Annotated in this window: 11 protein-coding genes; 4 read left to right on the top strand and 7 right to left on the bottom strand. The window is 65.7% G+C overall.

Translation table 11 applies throughout. The annotated features are described in order from the left end of the window. The first annotated feature begins 28 nt into the window (after positions 1 to 28). Positions 29 to 1,729, top strand: a complete 1,701-nt coding sequence (locus tag ACPVPU_RS12110; RefSeq protein WP_448658203.1) for a hypothetical protein — start codon at positions 29 to 31, stop codon at positions 1,727 to 1,729. Positions 1,730 to 1,738: 9 nt separating this feature from the next. Here ACPVPU_RS12110 and ACPVPU_RS12115 read toward each other — a convergent pair whose 3' ends face one another. The 5 genes from ACPVPU_RS12115 to ACPVPU_RS12135 all read right to left on the bottom strand — a co-directional run bounded on the left by ACPVPU_RS12115 (position 1,739) and on the right by ACPVPU_RS12135 (position 7,900). Beyond that, a complete protein-coding gene (locus ACPVPU_RS12115; protein ID WP_448658204.1) occupies positions 1,739 to 2,875 on the bottom strand; it encodes a GNAT family N-acetyltransferase in 1,137 nt (378 codons plus the stop codon). A gap of 47 nt (positions 2,876 to 2,922) precedes the next feature. After that, positions 2,923 to 4,209 carry a mechanosensitive ion channel family protein gene (locus ACPVPU_RS12120; protein ID WP_448658205.1) on the bottom strand — a complete coding sequence of 429 codons (1,287 nt, stop codon included), beginning with the start codon at positions 4,207 to 4,209 and terminating at the stop codon, positions 2,923 to 2,925. Next, positions 4,206 to 5,444, bottom strand: coding sequence for a cystathionine beta-lyase (gene metC, locus ACPVPU_RS12125; protein ID WP_448658206.1), 1,239 nt, complete (start codon positions 5,442 to 5,444; stop codon positions 4,206 to 4,208). Before metC ends, ACPVPU_RS12120 begins: the two co-directional genes overlap by 4 nt. After that, positions 5,402 to 6,232, bottom strand: coding sequence for a 3-mercaptopyruvate sulfurtransferase (gene sseA / locus ACPVPU_RS12130; RefSeq protein WP_448658207.1), 831 nt, complete (start codon positions 6,230 to 6,232; stop codon positions 5,402 to 5,404). Before sseA ends, metC begins: the two co-directional genes overlap by 43 nt. Positions 6,233 to 6,346: 114 nt before the next feature. Next, positions 6,347 to 7,900 (bottom strand): cryptochrome/photolyase family protein, encoded by a 1,554-nt coding sequence (locus ACPVPU_RS12135; protein WP_448658208.1) that lies wholly within the window; start codon positions 7,898 to 7,900, stop codon positions 6,347 to 6,349. Between the two features lie 101 nt (positions 7,901 to 8,001). On the opposite strand from ACPVPU_RS12135, the gene queF reads away from it, so the two are divergent. From queF to ACPVPU_RS12150, 3 genes are all read left to right on the top strand, one after another. Next, positions 8,002 to 8,448, top strand: coding sequence for a preQ(1) synthase (gene queF / locus ACPVPU_RS12140; RefSeq protein WP_448658209.1), 447 nt, complete (start codon positions 8,002 to 8,004; stop codon positions 8,446 to 8,448). Positions 8,449 to 8,608: 160 nt separating this feature from the next. After that, a complete protein-coding gene (locus tag ACPVPU_RS12145) occupies positions 8,609 to 10,885 on the top strand; it encodes a glycosyltransferase (RefSeq protein WP_448658210.1) in 2,277 nt (758 codons plus the stop codon). Positions 10,886 to 10,937: 52 nt separating this feature from the next. Then, positions 10,938 to 12,215 (top strand): glycoside hydrolase family 130 protein, encoded by a 1,278-nt coding sequence (locus ACPVPU_RS12150; protein WP_448658211.1) that lies wholly within the window; start codon positions 10,938 to 10,940, stop codon positions 12,213 to 12,215. Between the two features lie 12 nt (positions 12,216 to 12,227). Here the strand turns inward: ACPVPU_RS12150 and ACPVPU_RS12155 are convergent, their stop codons facing one another. Then, positions 12,228 to 12,929: an NnrU family protein gene (locus ACPVPU_RS12155; protein ID WP_448658212.1), complete on the bottom strand. Its 702-nt coding sequence runs from the start codon at positions 12,927 to 12,929 to the stop codon at positions 12,228 to 12,230. A gap of 13 nt (positions 12,930 to 12,942) precedes the next feature. Next, on the bottom strand, positions 12,943 to 14,559 hold the full coding sequence (locus ACPVPU_RS12160; RefSeq protein ID WP_448660506.1) for a peptide MFS transporter: 1,617 nt from the start codon (positions 14,557 to 14,559) through the stop codon (positions 12,943 to 12,945). Positions 14,560 to 14,673: the final 114 nt, after the last annotated feature.

Raw genomic sequence — 14,673 nt, forward strand, 5'->3', positions numbered from 1 at the left:
GCCCGACCGGCTGGCCTAGAAGCGCGCGATGCAGGCAGGGGCAGATCAACTTCGCTGGTGGCAGGCACGGTGGTTCGTATGGGCCGCCGCCTTTGCCTGTGCCATCCCGCTGATCTGGCCACAGGTGCCGCCGCTGCTCGACCTGCCGGGCCATATCGGCCGCTACCGCGTGCAACAGGTGTGGGGCGAGGTTCCGCACCTGGCCGAATGGTATCGTTTCGACTGGCAGTTGATCGGCAATCTGGGCGTCGACCTGCTGATCGTGGCGCTGGAACCGCTGCTGGGGTTGGAACGGTCGGTCAAGCTGATCGTGCTCACCATCCCCCCGCTGACCGCGCTTGGCCTGTTGTGGATCGCGCGGGAAGTGCATGGCCGCATCCCGGCGACGGCATTGTTCGCGCTGCCGCTGGCATACAGTTTTCCGTTCCATTTCGGCTTTGTGAACTTTGCCCTGTCGATGGCGCTGGCGCTCAATGCCTTTGCCCTCTGGCTCCGGCTGGCGCGGCTTGGCCGGTACCGGCTCAGGAACTGGATCTTTCCGCCAATCGCCTGCCTGATCTGGGTGACGCATACCTTTGGCTGGGGTACCCTGGGCGTGCTCGCCTTTTCCGCCGAACTGATCCGCAGGCACGATCTGCGCGCACCCGGCACCGGTTTTGTCCAGCGCTGGGTCAAACCCTGGTTCATGGCGGGCATCCAGTGCCTTGTCCTTGCGCCCCCGGTCATCCTGATGGTCGCATGGCGGACCGGCCAGGCATCGGGCGCGACCACGGATTTCTTCAACTGGCAGGCCAAGATGATGTGGCTGACCATGGTCCTGCGCGACCGGTGGCAGCTGTTCGATCTGGCCAGCGTCGGCATCCTCTATCTGATCCTGTTCAAGGGCGTGCGCGATCCGAACATCGAATATTCCCGCAACCTGCTGATCTCGCTTGCCTTTCTGCTGGTCGTCTATCTGTTGTTGCCGCGCATCGTTTTCGGCTCGGCCTATGCCGACATGCGGCTTGCGCCCTATCTGTTCGCCATCGGCCTGATCGCGCTGCGGCCGAAACCGGGCCTGTCGATCAAGGGGGCATCGGTGCTGGCGGGCATCGGCCTGGCCTTTTTCCTAGTCCGGCTGGCCGGGACGACCGCCAGCTTTGCCCTGTACGACCAAAGCTACAAGCGCGAGCTTGCCGCGCTGGAGGCATTGCCGCCAAAGGCGCGCCTGATCACCTTTGTCGGCGTTTCCTGTGCCCAGCCATGGACGATGACGCGCGTCGAGCATCTGGCCGGCATGGCGCTGGCGCGAAAGCTGGCCTTTGCCAACGATCAATGGTCGATGGTCGGCGGTCAGTTGATGACGACGCGCTACATGGCCGGGCTGGGGTACACCGCCGATCCGTCGGAACTGGTGACCAGCCATCAATGCCGCCGCGAATGGTGGCGCCCCATCGCATGGGCGATCACCCATTTCCCGCGCGATGCATTCGATCATGTCTGGCTGATCCAGCCGCCGGAATATGACCAGCGGCTCAATCAGGGGCTGGTGCCGATCTGGACCAACGGGACGAGCACGCTGTTCCGGGTCAATCCGGCGGTGCCGCCTGCGCGGGTGACGGTAAAGGACCTCGGCCCCTATGGCCCGTTCGCCATCGAACGATTGAACCGGCGCGAAGTGCGGCTGCGGGCGCTGCGCGACCGGATCGAACGGCGCGAACTGGACCCGCCGAACGAACGGGAACGCTGACGCCCGGCCCTACACCCGCTTGAACGGCGTCATATCGCCCAGAAACGCTTCTTCGCTTTCCATCGCCGCCGTTTCGCGGTCCAGGAAATCCGCAATTGCACGCCTGAACCCGGGGTCCGGAATGTAATGCGCCGACCAGGTGGGCACCGGCGCATAGCCGCGCGCCAGCTTGTGCTCGCCCTGCGCACCGGCCTCCACCCGCTTCAGCCCGCGTTCGATGGCGGCATCGATCGCCTGGTAATAGCACAGCTCGAAATGCAGGAAGGGCACGTCCTCGCGCGCGCCCCAATACCGGCCATACAGCGCGTCCGCCCCGATGAGGTTCAGCGCACCCGCAATCGGCCGCCCGTCGCGTTCGGCCAGGATCAGCAGCACGTCGTCCGCCATTTCCTGCCCCAGCAGGGTAAAGAACGCCCGCGTCAGATAGGGTCTGCCCCATTTGCGAGCGCCGGTATCCTGATAGAAATACCAGAAGGCATCCCAATGCGCCTCGGTGATCGCCGCGCCGGTCAGGTGGCGGATGGTCAGCCCCTCCACCGCCGCTGCCCGTTCCTTGCGCAGGTTCTTGCGCTTGCGGCTGGCCAGATCGCCCAGGAAATCGTCGAACGTTGCATAGCCGCGATTGGCCCAGTGGAACTGAACGCCGCGCCGAATCAGCCAGCCGGCTGCGCGAAAGGCATCCAGCTGTGCCTCGTCGACAAAGGTCGCATGGGCGGACGACAGCCCGTTCTGGTCCGTCACCGCCTCGATCGCCGCGATCAGCGATGGCGCCGCCCCGGAATCACGCAGCAACAGCCGTGGCCCTGGCACGGGGGTAAAGGGGGCCGCGACCTGAAGCTTGGGGTAATAGCGCCCGCCCGCCCGCTCCCACGCATCGGCCCAGGCATGGTCGAATACATATTCGCCCTGGCTGTGCGACTTGGCATAGGCCGGTGCGATCGCCGCCGGTCGGCCATCGGCGCCATCGACGATGATGGGCAAGGGTTGCCATCCCGCCTTGACCCCGGCCGACCCCGATCGTTCCAGGATGGACAGGAACCGGTGCGATACGAACGGATTGCCCGCGCCCGCGCACGCATCCCAATCGGCCGCCGCAACCGACGTCACACTCTGCGCAATGCGGGCGGTAAGGGGCCGGTTGGTCACGCCCCCATAATTAGGATGGCGAGGGGCTGGCGCAATCCGCCGGGATGCTATTGTCCGGCGACCTGGACCGGCAATCCCTTGACCCAGACGTCCCGCTGCGGAAACGGAATCTCGATCCCGTTATCCTTGAACAAGACCCACAACCGGTTCAGCACGTCGGACCGCACATTGCCGACGCCGCTTTCGGGATCGCTGATCCAGCACAGGATTTCGTGATCGACCGAGCTTTCGCCGAATGCGGTCAGCCAGACATTGGGGCTGGGGCTGTTCAGCACGCGGGGGCTGTCTTTTGCCGCCTGCAGCATCAGCTGCTGGGCGAGTTTCAGGTCGCAATTGTAACTGACGCCCACGGCAACGCGAACGCGCACGTTACGGTCGGAAAAGCTCCAGTTCTCGACCTCCTGGGTCATCAGATTCTCGTTGGGAATCAGATGTTCCTTGCCATCGCGCGTGATGATGCTGACCGCCCGCACGCCGATCTTGTTCACCTGACCCACCGCTTCGCCGATGACGATCACGTCGCCCGGCTTGATCGACCGGTCCATCAACAGGATGATGCCGGCGATCAGGTTGCCCACGGTCTTTTGCAGGCCAAAGCCGACCGCCAGACCCAGCGCGCCGGAAAAGACGGCAAAGGTAGTCAGGTCGATGCCCAGGAAATCGACGCCGACGAAAAAGGCGATGATGATGACGGCAATGCCCGCCAGCTTCTGGAACAATAGTTTCTGCGTCGGGTCGAACGCCCGGGACTGGCCGATGGCATGGGCGATCACCCGGTTGGCCAGCCGCGCCACACCGAACAGCGCAATCGCCGCCAGCGCGATGGTCACGACGTCCAGTGCCGACACCCGGCGGCTTCCCGCCTCGATCGCCAGCGAATCCAGCAGGTCGGTCACCGGGGTCAGGCCGCCGACCGCGTAGGTAAAGGTCGCCACGAAGGCAAAGGCCGCCACGCTCCACGCCAGCCAGCGCGGCAGCCGGACACCGCGCGCCAGCTCCACGGTCGCACGGGCCGCCGCCGCGCTCCATGCCAGTCCGATCGGCAGGCTGGCCAGTTGCGCCCATGGCCATGCCTCGAACATCGCCGCCAGCAGGATCAGCGCCGCCAGATGCCGGATGATATTGGGGATGCGGGGCAGGAACGCCGTGCCGTGCAGCCCCGCCCGTTCCGCTGCGAACCGCTGCACGCGCGGCCCCGCCCAGCGCCCCGCCGCCCAGCCTGCCGCCAGCGCGGCCAGGACAAGGGCCAGCGCGACCGCCGCCTCGATCAGCTGCGGCGTATCGGGAATGACGATGCCGCGCTTGGTCAGCCAAGCGATTACCTCCGGATTCATGCCGCCGCCCAGGCCCAGGACGCAAAGCCCCGCTCCAGATCGGCGATCAGGTCGTCCGGATCCTCCAGTCCGATGTTCAGCCGCACGACCGGCCCTTCCGCCTGCCACCGGGTCGCGCTGCGGTGCCGCTGCGGATCGACCGGCAGCGCCAGGCTCTCATACCCGCCCCAGCTATAGCCGATGCCGAACAGGCCCAGCGCATCGATGAACGCCGCGCGGGCGGCGTCGCTGCCGCCCCGGAACACAAAGGCGAACAGGCCCGATGCGCCCCGGAAATCGCGCTGGAACACCTCATGGCCGGGGCAGTCGGGGAATGCGGGATGCAGCACCCGCGCCACCTCCCTCCGCCCCGTCAGCCACTGGGCGATCCTTTGCGCCGCTGCGCCCTGCTGCGCCAGCCGGACCCCCATGGTGCGCAATCCCCGCGCGCCAAGCCAGGCATCGTCGGGACTGGCGGTCTGGCCCAGTTGATAGCTGACCCGGCGCAGCGCATCGAACCGGCCCGGCGCTGCGGTGACGCTGCCCAGCATCACGTCGCTGTGCCCGACCACATATTTGGTGCACGCCATGATCGAATAATCGACCCCCATGCCGATGACGGGCAACAGCATGGGCGTCGCCCAGGTATTGTCGATCAGCGTGGTCAACCCGCGCGCCCTGGCCGCCGCGACGATGGCGGGCACGTCCTGCACCTCGAACGTCAGGCTGCCGGGGCTTTCCATGAAGACGGCGCGGGTGGCGGGGCCGATCAGGTCGGCGATGCCTGCCCCCACCAGCGGGTCGTAATAGCGCGTCGTCACCCCGAACCGGGCCAGGAAATGGTCGCAGAAACTGCGCGTCGGGTCATAGGCGCTGTCGGTCATCAACAGCTCGTCGCCGGGGTTCAGGCAGGCGAGCAGCGCCGCCGACACTGCGGCCACGCCCGACGGGTACAACAGGGTCGCCTCGGCCCCCGGCTCCAGCTCGGTCAGCGCCTCCGCCAGCGACCACTGGGTCGGCGTGCCGCGCCTGCCATAGAACAGCTTGTGATGCGTGTCCGCCGCGCCCCGCGCGCGCAGTTCGGCGACGCTGTCATACAGGATGGTCGACGCACGCCAGACCGGCGGATTGACGATCCCTCCCGTCCATTCGGGGCGGCGACCGCCGGTGATGAGCCGGGTCGCGGGTGCCTGATCCTCGGGCGGCGTCTTGCTCACGCGGTCACTGCCTTTGGCGTGTCGGGATCGACGCCCCATTCGGACCAGCTGCCGTCGTACAGCGCGCCCCGCTTGCCGATGCGGTCCAGCCCGAACAGCAGCACGGATGCGGTGATGCCCGATCCGCAACTGGCGACGATGGGGCGGTCCACATCGATACCCGCTGCATCGAACTCGGCGCGGATGCCGTCCGGCGATTTCCATGTGCCGTCCGCCTCGAACAGCTTGCCATAGGGCAGGTTCAGCGCGCCGGGGATATGCCCCGCCGCGACGCCGGGCCGGGGATCGCCCTCCGCCCCCGAAAACCGGGGCGCGCCGCGCGCATCGATCACCTGCTCTTCGCCGCTCGTCACATTGGCCAGCATCGCCGCCTTGTCGCGCACCGCACGCGGTTCCGGTCGGGCGTTGAAGGTGGCCGGGCATGGCCGGTGCTCGCCCGCCTCCAGCGGCCGCCCCTCCGCCCGCCATTTGGCAAGCCCGCCGTCCAGGATGGCGACCTCGGCAAAGCCCATGGTCCTGAGCATCCACCAGGCGCGGGCGGCGGTGCGGATGTCGCTGTCGTCATACAGGACGACGCGCCGCCCCTCGCCGATGCCAAGCGCACCCATGGCATTTGCAAACGCCTCCGGCCGGGGCAGCATCATCGGCGCCACATGATCCGGGTCGGCCAGCGCCTTCAGGTTCAGGAACACGGCGCCCGGAATATGCGCCTCGGCAAACTCGGCCGCCGCATCGCGCGCCGTCAGGTGATAGCTGGCATCGGCGATCACGAGATCGGGGTCGGCCAGGCGATCCGCCAGCCATTCGGTCGATACAAGCGAGTCCATATCCCAACCCCTAACCGTTCGCGCTGAGCTTGTCGAAGCGCTGCCCTTGTCTTTGGTGACACCTCGAAAGGCAATGCTTCGACGAGCTCAGCATGAGCGGATATCAGACAAGCCTCAAACTCTCTCGCCTGCATCCAGCCGCGCCAGAAACCCCTCTGCCTGCGCCTTCAGCGCGCGCTTGTCCGCATCCTTCATCCGCGCCCAGTTGCGATAGGGCATGGCCAGCCGCTGGTTGTTGCCCAGCTTGTCGGCATTGCGGCCCAGGAAATCCCAATAGAGCGCGTTGAACGGGCACGCCTTCGGCCCCGTGCGCTGTTTGACGTCATAGCGGCAATGCCCGCAATAATCGCTCATCCGGTCGATATAGGCACCCGACGAGGCATAGGGTTTGGACGCCAGCAGGCCCCCGTCGCCGAACTGGCTCATCCCCAGCGTGTTCGGTGCCTCCACCCATTCATAGGCGTCGGCATAGACCTCCAGATACCAGCGCTGGACCTCGGCCGGATCGGCCCCGATCAGCAGCGCGAAATTGCCGGTGATCATCAACCGCTGGATATGGTGGGCATAGGCCAGGTCGAGCGTCTGGCCGATCGCCTGGGCCAGGCAGTGCATGTCCGTCTCGCCGGTCCAGTAGAATTCGGGCAGCGGCCGCTTCGCCTCCAGGAAGTTGCGGCTGGTATAGTCCGGCCCCTCCCGCCAATAGATGCCGCGCACATATTCGCGCCACCCGATGATCTGGCGGATGAACCCCTCGACCGCGTTCAGCGGCGCGCGCCCCTCGGCATATTCGGCCTCCGCCAGCCGGCACAATTCCAGCGGATCAAGCAGGCCGCAATTCAGATAGGGCGACAGGATCGAATGCCAAAGGAACGGCTCGCCGGTCAGCATCGCGTCCTGATAGTCACCGAAGCGAGGCAGCGCGTGCTTCAAGAACTGCGCCTGCTGGGCCAGCGCATCGGCGCGGGTCACCGCGAAATCGAACCCGTCGAGCCGGCCCGGATGGTCGGCGAACCGGTCCGCCACCAGCTTCATGACCGCCGCCGTTTCGTCGTCCGGGGAAAAGGACAATGGCTTTGGCATCAACAGGTCGCGTTCGGCGGGCTTGCGGTTCTCCTTGTCGTAATTCCACTCGCCGCCTTCCGGCTTGCCGTCGCCGTCAAGCAAAAGCCCGGTCTTGCGCCGCATCTCGCGATAGAAATACTCCATGCGCAGCTGCTTGCGCCCCTCGGCCCAGGCATCGAATTCGGCGTGAGTGGCGACGAACCGGTCGTCCTCGCGCACGTCCACCTCGCAATCGAACTTGTCGGCCCACTGGTCCTGCGCCTGGCGCACCCGCCATTCTCCAGCCTCCGTCGCCACGATCCGCCGGGGCGCGTGGCGTTCGACTGCGCGCGCCAGCTCACCGGTAAAGCTGCCCGCATTGCCGGGATCGTCCAGCGCGACATAATCCACCCTCCAGCCCGCTTCCCGCAGTGCCGCCGCGTGATGCCGCATCGCCGAAAACAGGAACGCGATCTTGCGGACGTGATGGCGGACATAGGTCGCCTCCTCGTCCACCTCCATCATCAGGATGACGCTGGTCGCCGGGTCGGCATCGCGCAGGGCGGAAAGCCCGCAGCTCAGCTGATCGCCGAGCACCGGGATCAGCGTATCGATGTCTAAGGCCATGGGGGGCGATCCTTTCCGAACGGCTTTGCTACATCATCAAGTCCCCCTGACGGAGCAGGGTGAATTGCATTGAACCGGCCGCCGCCATACATGCGCGAACCATGACACCCAAATTCCTTGGCCAGGCCGCCGACCTGCCCCAAACGCCCGAAGAAGCGGTGCTGGACTATGTGCCCAACCCGCAGGCTGGGCAGCTCTATCTGGTGCGCTTCGTCGCGCCGGAATTCACGTCGCTCTGCCCCGTGACGGCGCAGCCGGATTTCGCCCATCTGGTGATCGACTATGCCCCGGACCAGACCATCGTCGAATCCAAATCGCTGAAGCTGTTTCTGGGCAGCTTTCGCAACCATCAGGCATTCCATGAAAACTGCACCGTCGGGATCGGCCGGCGGCTGTTCGACGAAATGCAGCCGAAATGGTTGCGCATCGGCGGTTACTGGTATCCCCGCGGCGGCATCCCTATCGACGTGTTCTGGCAATCCGGGGAACCGCCCGCCGGGCTGTGGCTGCCGGACCAGGGCGTGCCCGGCTATCGCGGGCGCGGCTGATTTTGCGGTATTTTCCGTGATCGTTTCGTAACGGACGGAAATTGCGGCAGATTTATTTCATTGCAGTGCAGCATCACTGCAACCATATTGTTCATGTGCGGTTTATGGGGTGCGACCGGCGGGATGGCCGGTCGACCGAACCGACAAGGAACAGAGCGATATGGCGCATTCGACTGTTGCGCCGGCTGAGACCGGCCATGTGGCATTGCTCGGCAATTTCCTGCCCCGCCAATGCGGGCTGGCGACGTTCACCACCGATTGCCACGCCGCCCTGACCGAGCGTTATCCCGACCTGCGCGTCGACGTATATGCGATGGACGACCGCGCAGAGGGTTATGCCTATCCACCAGCGGTCATTCACAGCATCCAGCAGCCGGACCGGGCCGCCTATCTGGACGCCGCCCGCCGGATCGAGGCATCGGGCGCCCAGGCGCTTTGGGTCCAGCACGAATACGGCATCTATGGCGGCGCGGCGGGCGAGCATCTGCTGGCTCTGCTCGACCGGCTGACCATCCCGGTCGTCGTTACGCTGCACACCGTCCTTGAACGCCCCAGTGCCGACGAACGGCGAGTGATGGACGCGCTGCTTGCGCGTGCGGCCCGGGTGATCGTGATGGCCGAAAAGGGCCGCGAGATCCTGATGCGGACGCACGGCACCGACACGCGAAAGGTCATCACCATTCCCCACGGCGTGCCGGACCGGACGCTGGTGGCCCCGGATTCGATGAAGGACCGCTTCGGCTGGCAGGGTCGAAAGGTCGTGCTGACATTCGGCCTGCTCGCCCCGTCAAAGGGGATCGAGACGCTGATCGCCGCCATGCCGTCGGTGGTCGAGGCCCATCCGGAGGCGCTGTACGTCGTATTGGGCGCAACCCACCCCAATCTTGTGGCGCATGAGGGCGAGGCCTATCGCGACCGGCTGAAGGCAGAGGCGGCGGCGCTCGGCGTGGCGGATCATGTCCGCTTCATCGACGGGTTCGTCGAACAGTCGGAACTGCTTGATTACCTGCAGGCGGCCGACGTCTATGCCACGCCCTATCCCAACCCGGCTCAGATCACATCGGGCACCCTGTCCTACGCAGTCGGCGTCGGCGCGGCGGTCGTGTCGACGCCCTATGTCCACGCGACCGAAATCCTGGCGGACAATCACGGTATCCTGGTGCCGTTCAACGACAGCGCGGCGTTTGCGACAGCGATCCGCGGGCTGCTGGACGAGCCGGACCGCCGCGACGCGCTGTCTGCGCGTGCCTATGCCCGCGGCCGGACAATGCTGTGGCGGCGGCTGGCCGAGCGGATGATCGACGTGATCGGCGACGCGATCCAGCGGCAGCCGCGCGCGCTGCGCGTCGAACAGGCGATCGCGAACCGGCCATTGGCCGCCGACTTGTCGGCGGTCCTGCGAATGAGCGATGCGACGGGCATGTTGCAGCATGCCATCCATTCGGTGCCCGACCGGCGCCATGGCTATTGCATCGACGACAATGCCCGCGCCTTCATCCTGATGCACCGGATCGATCCGCTGGACGATGCGACACGCGATCGCTGGACCACCGTCTATGCCTCGTTCATCCAGCATGCCTGGAATCCCGATGCCCGCCGGTTCCGCAACTTCATGGGGTTCGACCGGCGCTGGCTGGAGGACACCGGGTCGGAGGATTCGAACGGCCGCACGCTATGGGCGCTGGGGGTTGGCGCAGCGGAGGGGCGGATGCCGAAACACCGCGCCTGGGCCGGCGAATGGTTCGAACGGACCATGCCGATCGCACTGGAACTGGGCAGTCCCCGGGCACGCGCCTTCGCCATGCTGGGCGCCGCCGCCTATCTGGAGGCGCGGCCCGACCATGATCTGTCGCGCACCGTGCTGACCCGGTTCGGCGAGGAAATGATCGCCCTGCTCGATGCGTCGCGCCGCCCCGAATGGGAATGGTTCGAAATCGTGCTGGCCTATGACAATGCCCGCCTGCCAGAGGCGCTGCTCAGGGCCGGATGCGTGCTGGAACGACAGGATTTCGTCGATGTCGGGTTGGCGACGCTCGATTGGATCGTCGGTCGTCAGACCACGCCGCAGGGGCGGTTCCGCGCCGTCGGCACCGACAGTTTCGGACGGGAATATGCCGATCCGCTTCCCTTCGACCAGCAACCGCTGGAGGCGCAGGCGACCATCGACGCCTGCGCCGCCGCCTATGCCGCCAGCGGCTCGACCCGCTGGATCGACGAGGGCGAGCGCGCCTATCGCTGGTATCTGGGCGCCAACGACCTCGACCTGCCGCTGGCCAGCGGCAGCGACGGCGGCTGTTTCGACGGTCTGATGCCGGGCGGGCTGAACCGCAATCAAGGCGCTGAGTCGATTTTGGCGCTGCAGCTTGCCTCTTGTGCGATTTCGGCTCTTTCAAACCGTCGTGAATCCGTGTCAGACGGTCAGGAACGCGCTGCCTGAGGCATCACCTGCTGCGGCAGCGCAACGAACGGTTCGCACGCGGGGGACATTGATGCTCGACCTGTATCACCATCCGGACCGGCTGGCCGCCGATCCGTCGCGCGTGGTGGTCCGGCCTTTCCATATCGGCTGGGCATCCAATGGCGGCGGCCCAAGCCGGACGGAACGGCTGGTCCAGGGCGTGCTGGCCATGTCCCCACGAGAGGCGCGACTTCAGCTGGAGGTGGTCCTTAAAGATTTCGAGGCGCGCCATTGGCAGACGCGCCGGGTGTTCATGACCCGTTACGATCAGATCGCGGCACTGCTCAAACTGGATGGCAGCGCGATCGGCGACGACAAGCGCCAGCTGATCGGCGCCTATTTCTGCCACGAATACAGCTATGCCGCCGCCGCCTTGATGAACCCCAGCGCCGTGCCGCATTTCGACCAGTCCGGCATGCCGAAGGGATCGACCCGCATCCTGATGTCGATGCGCGCGGTGGGCGAAGGGCATATTTCGTCGGTCGCGTTCCGCGAAGGGATCATCGGTCCCGGCAACGAACTGCGCCTGTCGCCCGAACCGCCCTTTGCCACGGCCGTCGATATCGATGGCGAAGAGATTCCGGAGGGTCCGGTAACCGTGTGCCGTCACCGCGACAGCACCCTGTCCGGCACCGTGATCTTCCCCATCACCCATGCCCAGTCAAAGGGGCTGGAGGATCTGCGCCTCGTCCACTTCACCCACCCCGACGGCAGCGTCGAATGGCTGGGCACCTATACCGCCTATAATGGCTCGGCAATCCAGTCGGAGATGCTGCGGACCCGCGATTTCCGCAATTTCGACCTGGTGCCGATGACGGGCAGCGCAGCGCGGAACAAGGGCATGGGCCTGTTTCCGCGCATGATCGGGGGCAGCTACTGGATGATCGGACGGCAGGACGGGGAAAATCTGTTCCTCATCCGCTCCGACAGCCTGACGCATTGGGACGAGGGCGAAAAGCTGCTGACGCCGCATTATCCCTGGGAACTGGTCCAGATCGGCAATTGCGGCCCGCCCATCGAGCTGGACGAGGGCTGGCTCCTTCTGACCCACGGGGTCGGCGCCATGCGCAAATACTCGATCGGCGCAGTGCTGCTGGACAAGGATGATCCGTCAAAGGTGCTGGGCCGCACCCCGCACCCGATCCTGTCGGCAGCGGACGAGGACCGCGAGGGCTATGTCCCCAACGTCGTCTATAGCTGTGGCGGGATGCGACAGGGTGACCGCATCTTCATCCCCTACGGCGTGGCGGACAGCTCGATCGCCTTTGCGTTCGTCTCGACGGCGTCGCTGCTCGCAGCGATGGCCTGAACTGATCGGGCGTCAGCCGATCCAGCGCCAGATGCCTGCCGCCACCCCGGCCAAGGGCATGTGCGCCCAGGTCGCGGCGGCCCAGATCACCGTGCCGGCACCCAGCGCATGCGCCCCGGGAAAGGCGGCGGCCCACGGCACCCGCCCGCCGATGAGCGCAGCGAATGGCCGGTAACTGGTCGCCCGCTGCCATTGCGGCCAGAAATCCGGCTGCAACGCGCGCTTCTTCGCATCCTGCAACGCCGCCCCGACCAGCGCCAGCACGGCGATGGCAGCGGTCAGTACCAAATTCGCGGGGATCGGGAAGACGGCCGCATGGACCAGCGCCCACAGGCCGAACCCCCACATCATCGGATGGCGGGTGATGGCGAACACGCCCTTCGGCACTGGCACTTGAGCGGGCGGCCCCTTTGGATCGGGCAGCGCCGGATTGCGGATCAGCGACCCGGCAAACAGCACCGCGCCCAGCCACATGACGATCGTGCCTGCCGCCCACAAACCGTCGCCGACCGCCCATAGCGGCGCCTGGGGCGGCATCGTCTGATAGACATGTGCCATCCACCCCAGCGTGGCAAAGGCGACGAGCGAATAGACGCCCAGAAACCCGTTCGCCCCCAGCCGCGCAACGATCGGCGCACGAAGCGGATGGGACAACAGGAAATGCGTGCCGACAAAGGCGATGCAGGCAAGGATCAGCGTGATCATGGCCGGCATCGCCTCGTCTCGATCAGAAGCTTGCGGGACGCGGCGGCACGGCCGCCTCCGGTTCTGCCAGCGCATCGACTGCGTGGTCGCCATCGTCGCGCAGCGTGTCCAGGTGCATCCAGCGCCGAACCACCGGGCTGAACAACAGCACTGCAACACCGACGCCGATGGCGATCCAGCCGAACAGGCCATATACGTCCAGCAGGCCGGTCTTGGTCATCTGGCCGTCATGGCCGCCCGTCGCCTCGCCGATCTTGCCAGCGACGAAATTGCCGACCGCCGTCATATAGAACCAGGCGCCCATGATCAGCGATGCCAGGAACTTCGGCGCCAGCCGGTTCATTGCCGACAGGCCGACCGGTGACAGGCACAGCTCGGCCGTCGTCGCCAGCAGGTAATAGGCAAAGACCAGGAACACCGGCGTCATCGCCTCGATGCCCCATGCCCGCGCGCCGAACACCAGCACCAGGTTGGCGGCACCCATCTGAAGCAAGGCGATGCCGAACTTGGCCGGGGCCGATGGTTCCAGCCCGCGCTTGCCCAGCCATTGCCACAAGCCGGCGAAGATCGGCGCGAACAGGATGATGTAAATCGGGTTGATCGACTGGAAGATACCAGCGGGCACCCCGCCCCGATCGACATATTCGTTGGTGAACAGGTTCATCGATCCGCCCGCCTGTTCGAACAGACCCCAGAAGATCGGATTGAGCGAGATGAGGAACAGGATAGCGAACATCCGCTCGCGCGGTTCCTTCTCCAGCTTGAAGCTCTCGTACAGCACATAGCCGAGCAGCGCGACGCCGGACACGGCGAGCAGGCCCTGAATGACGTCCTGATACTGGACCAGGCCCCAGATCACCGCAACCGAGGCCAGGCCGACGCCGTAAAGCCCCAGTTCGGTCGACCGGGCAAGCGGTCGCGGCGCTTCGCCCGCGCCGTTCAGCACCTTTTTGCCCAGCACGAACACGATCAGGCCCGCCAGCATCCCGATCCCAGCCAGGCCAAAGCCGAAGCCCCAGCCAAGTGTCTGGCCCAGATAGGCGACCAGGATGGTGCCCAGCGCCGCACCGACATTGATGCCCATGTAGAAGATTGTATAGGCCGCATCGCGCCGGGTATCGGTCAGGTTGTAGAGCTGGCCCACCATCACCGAGATATTGGCCTTAAGGAACCCGGAACCCACGATGATAAAGGCGAGCGCCGCCCAGAAAATGTTGATCGTCGGATCATCCTGACCCCCGGTGCCCTCGACCGCCATCAGCGAATGGCCAGCCGCCAGCAACAGGCCGCCGAACATCACCGCCTTGCGCTGGCCCAGATACCGGTCGGCCAGATAGCCGCCCAGCACGGGCGTGATGTACACGAGGCTGGTATAGGCACCGTAGATCAGGTTCGACTTGCCGTCGGAAAACAGCCAGTGCTGCGTCAGGTAAAAGATCAGGATGGCGCGCATCCCGTAATAGGAAAACCGTTCCCACATCTCGGCGAAGAACAGCATGAACAGGCCCTTGGGATGGCCTGCGACTTCCGGCTTGCGGCTGGTGGCGATCAGCGCCCCGGCGGACAGGAACCCGAACAGGACGACGATCGCGATAGCGAAGATCCAGTCGGCCTCGGCCCAGGCGGCAATTGGTTTCAACGACGGCAAAGCGGTACCCTTTTATCGAATAAGGTCGGCTGATGCGGCAATGCCCGCCCACGACCCGGCATGGCGTCGCAGCCTAAACGGCAAAATCGGCTTGCCAAGCAATTA

It is taken from the genome of Sphingomonas paludis (genome assembly GCF_053502515.1).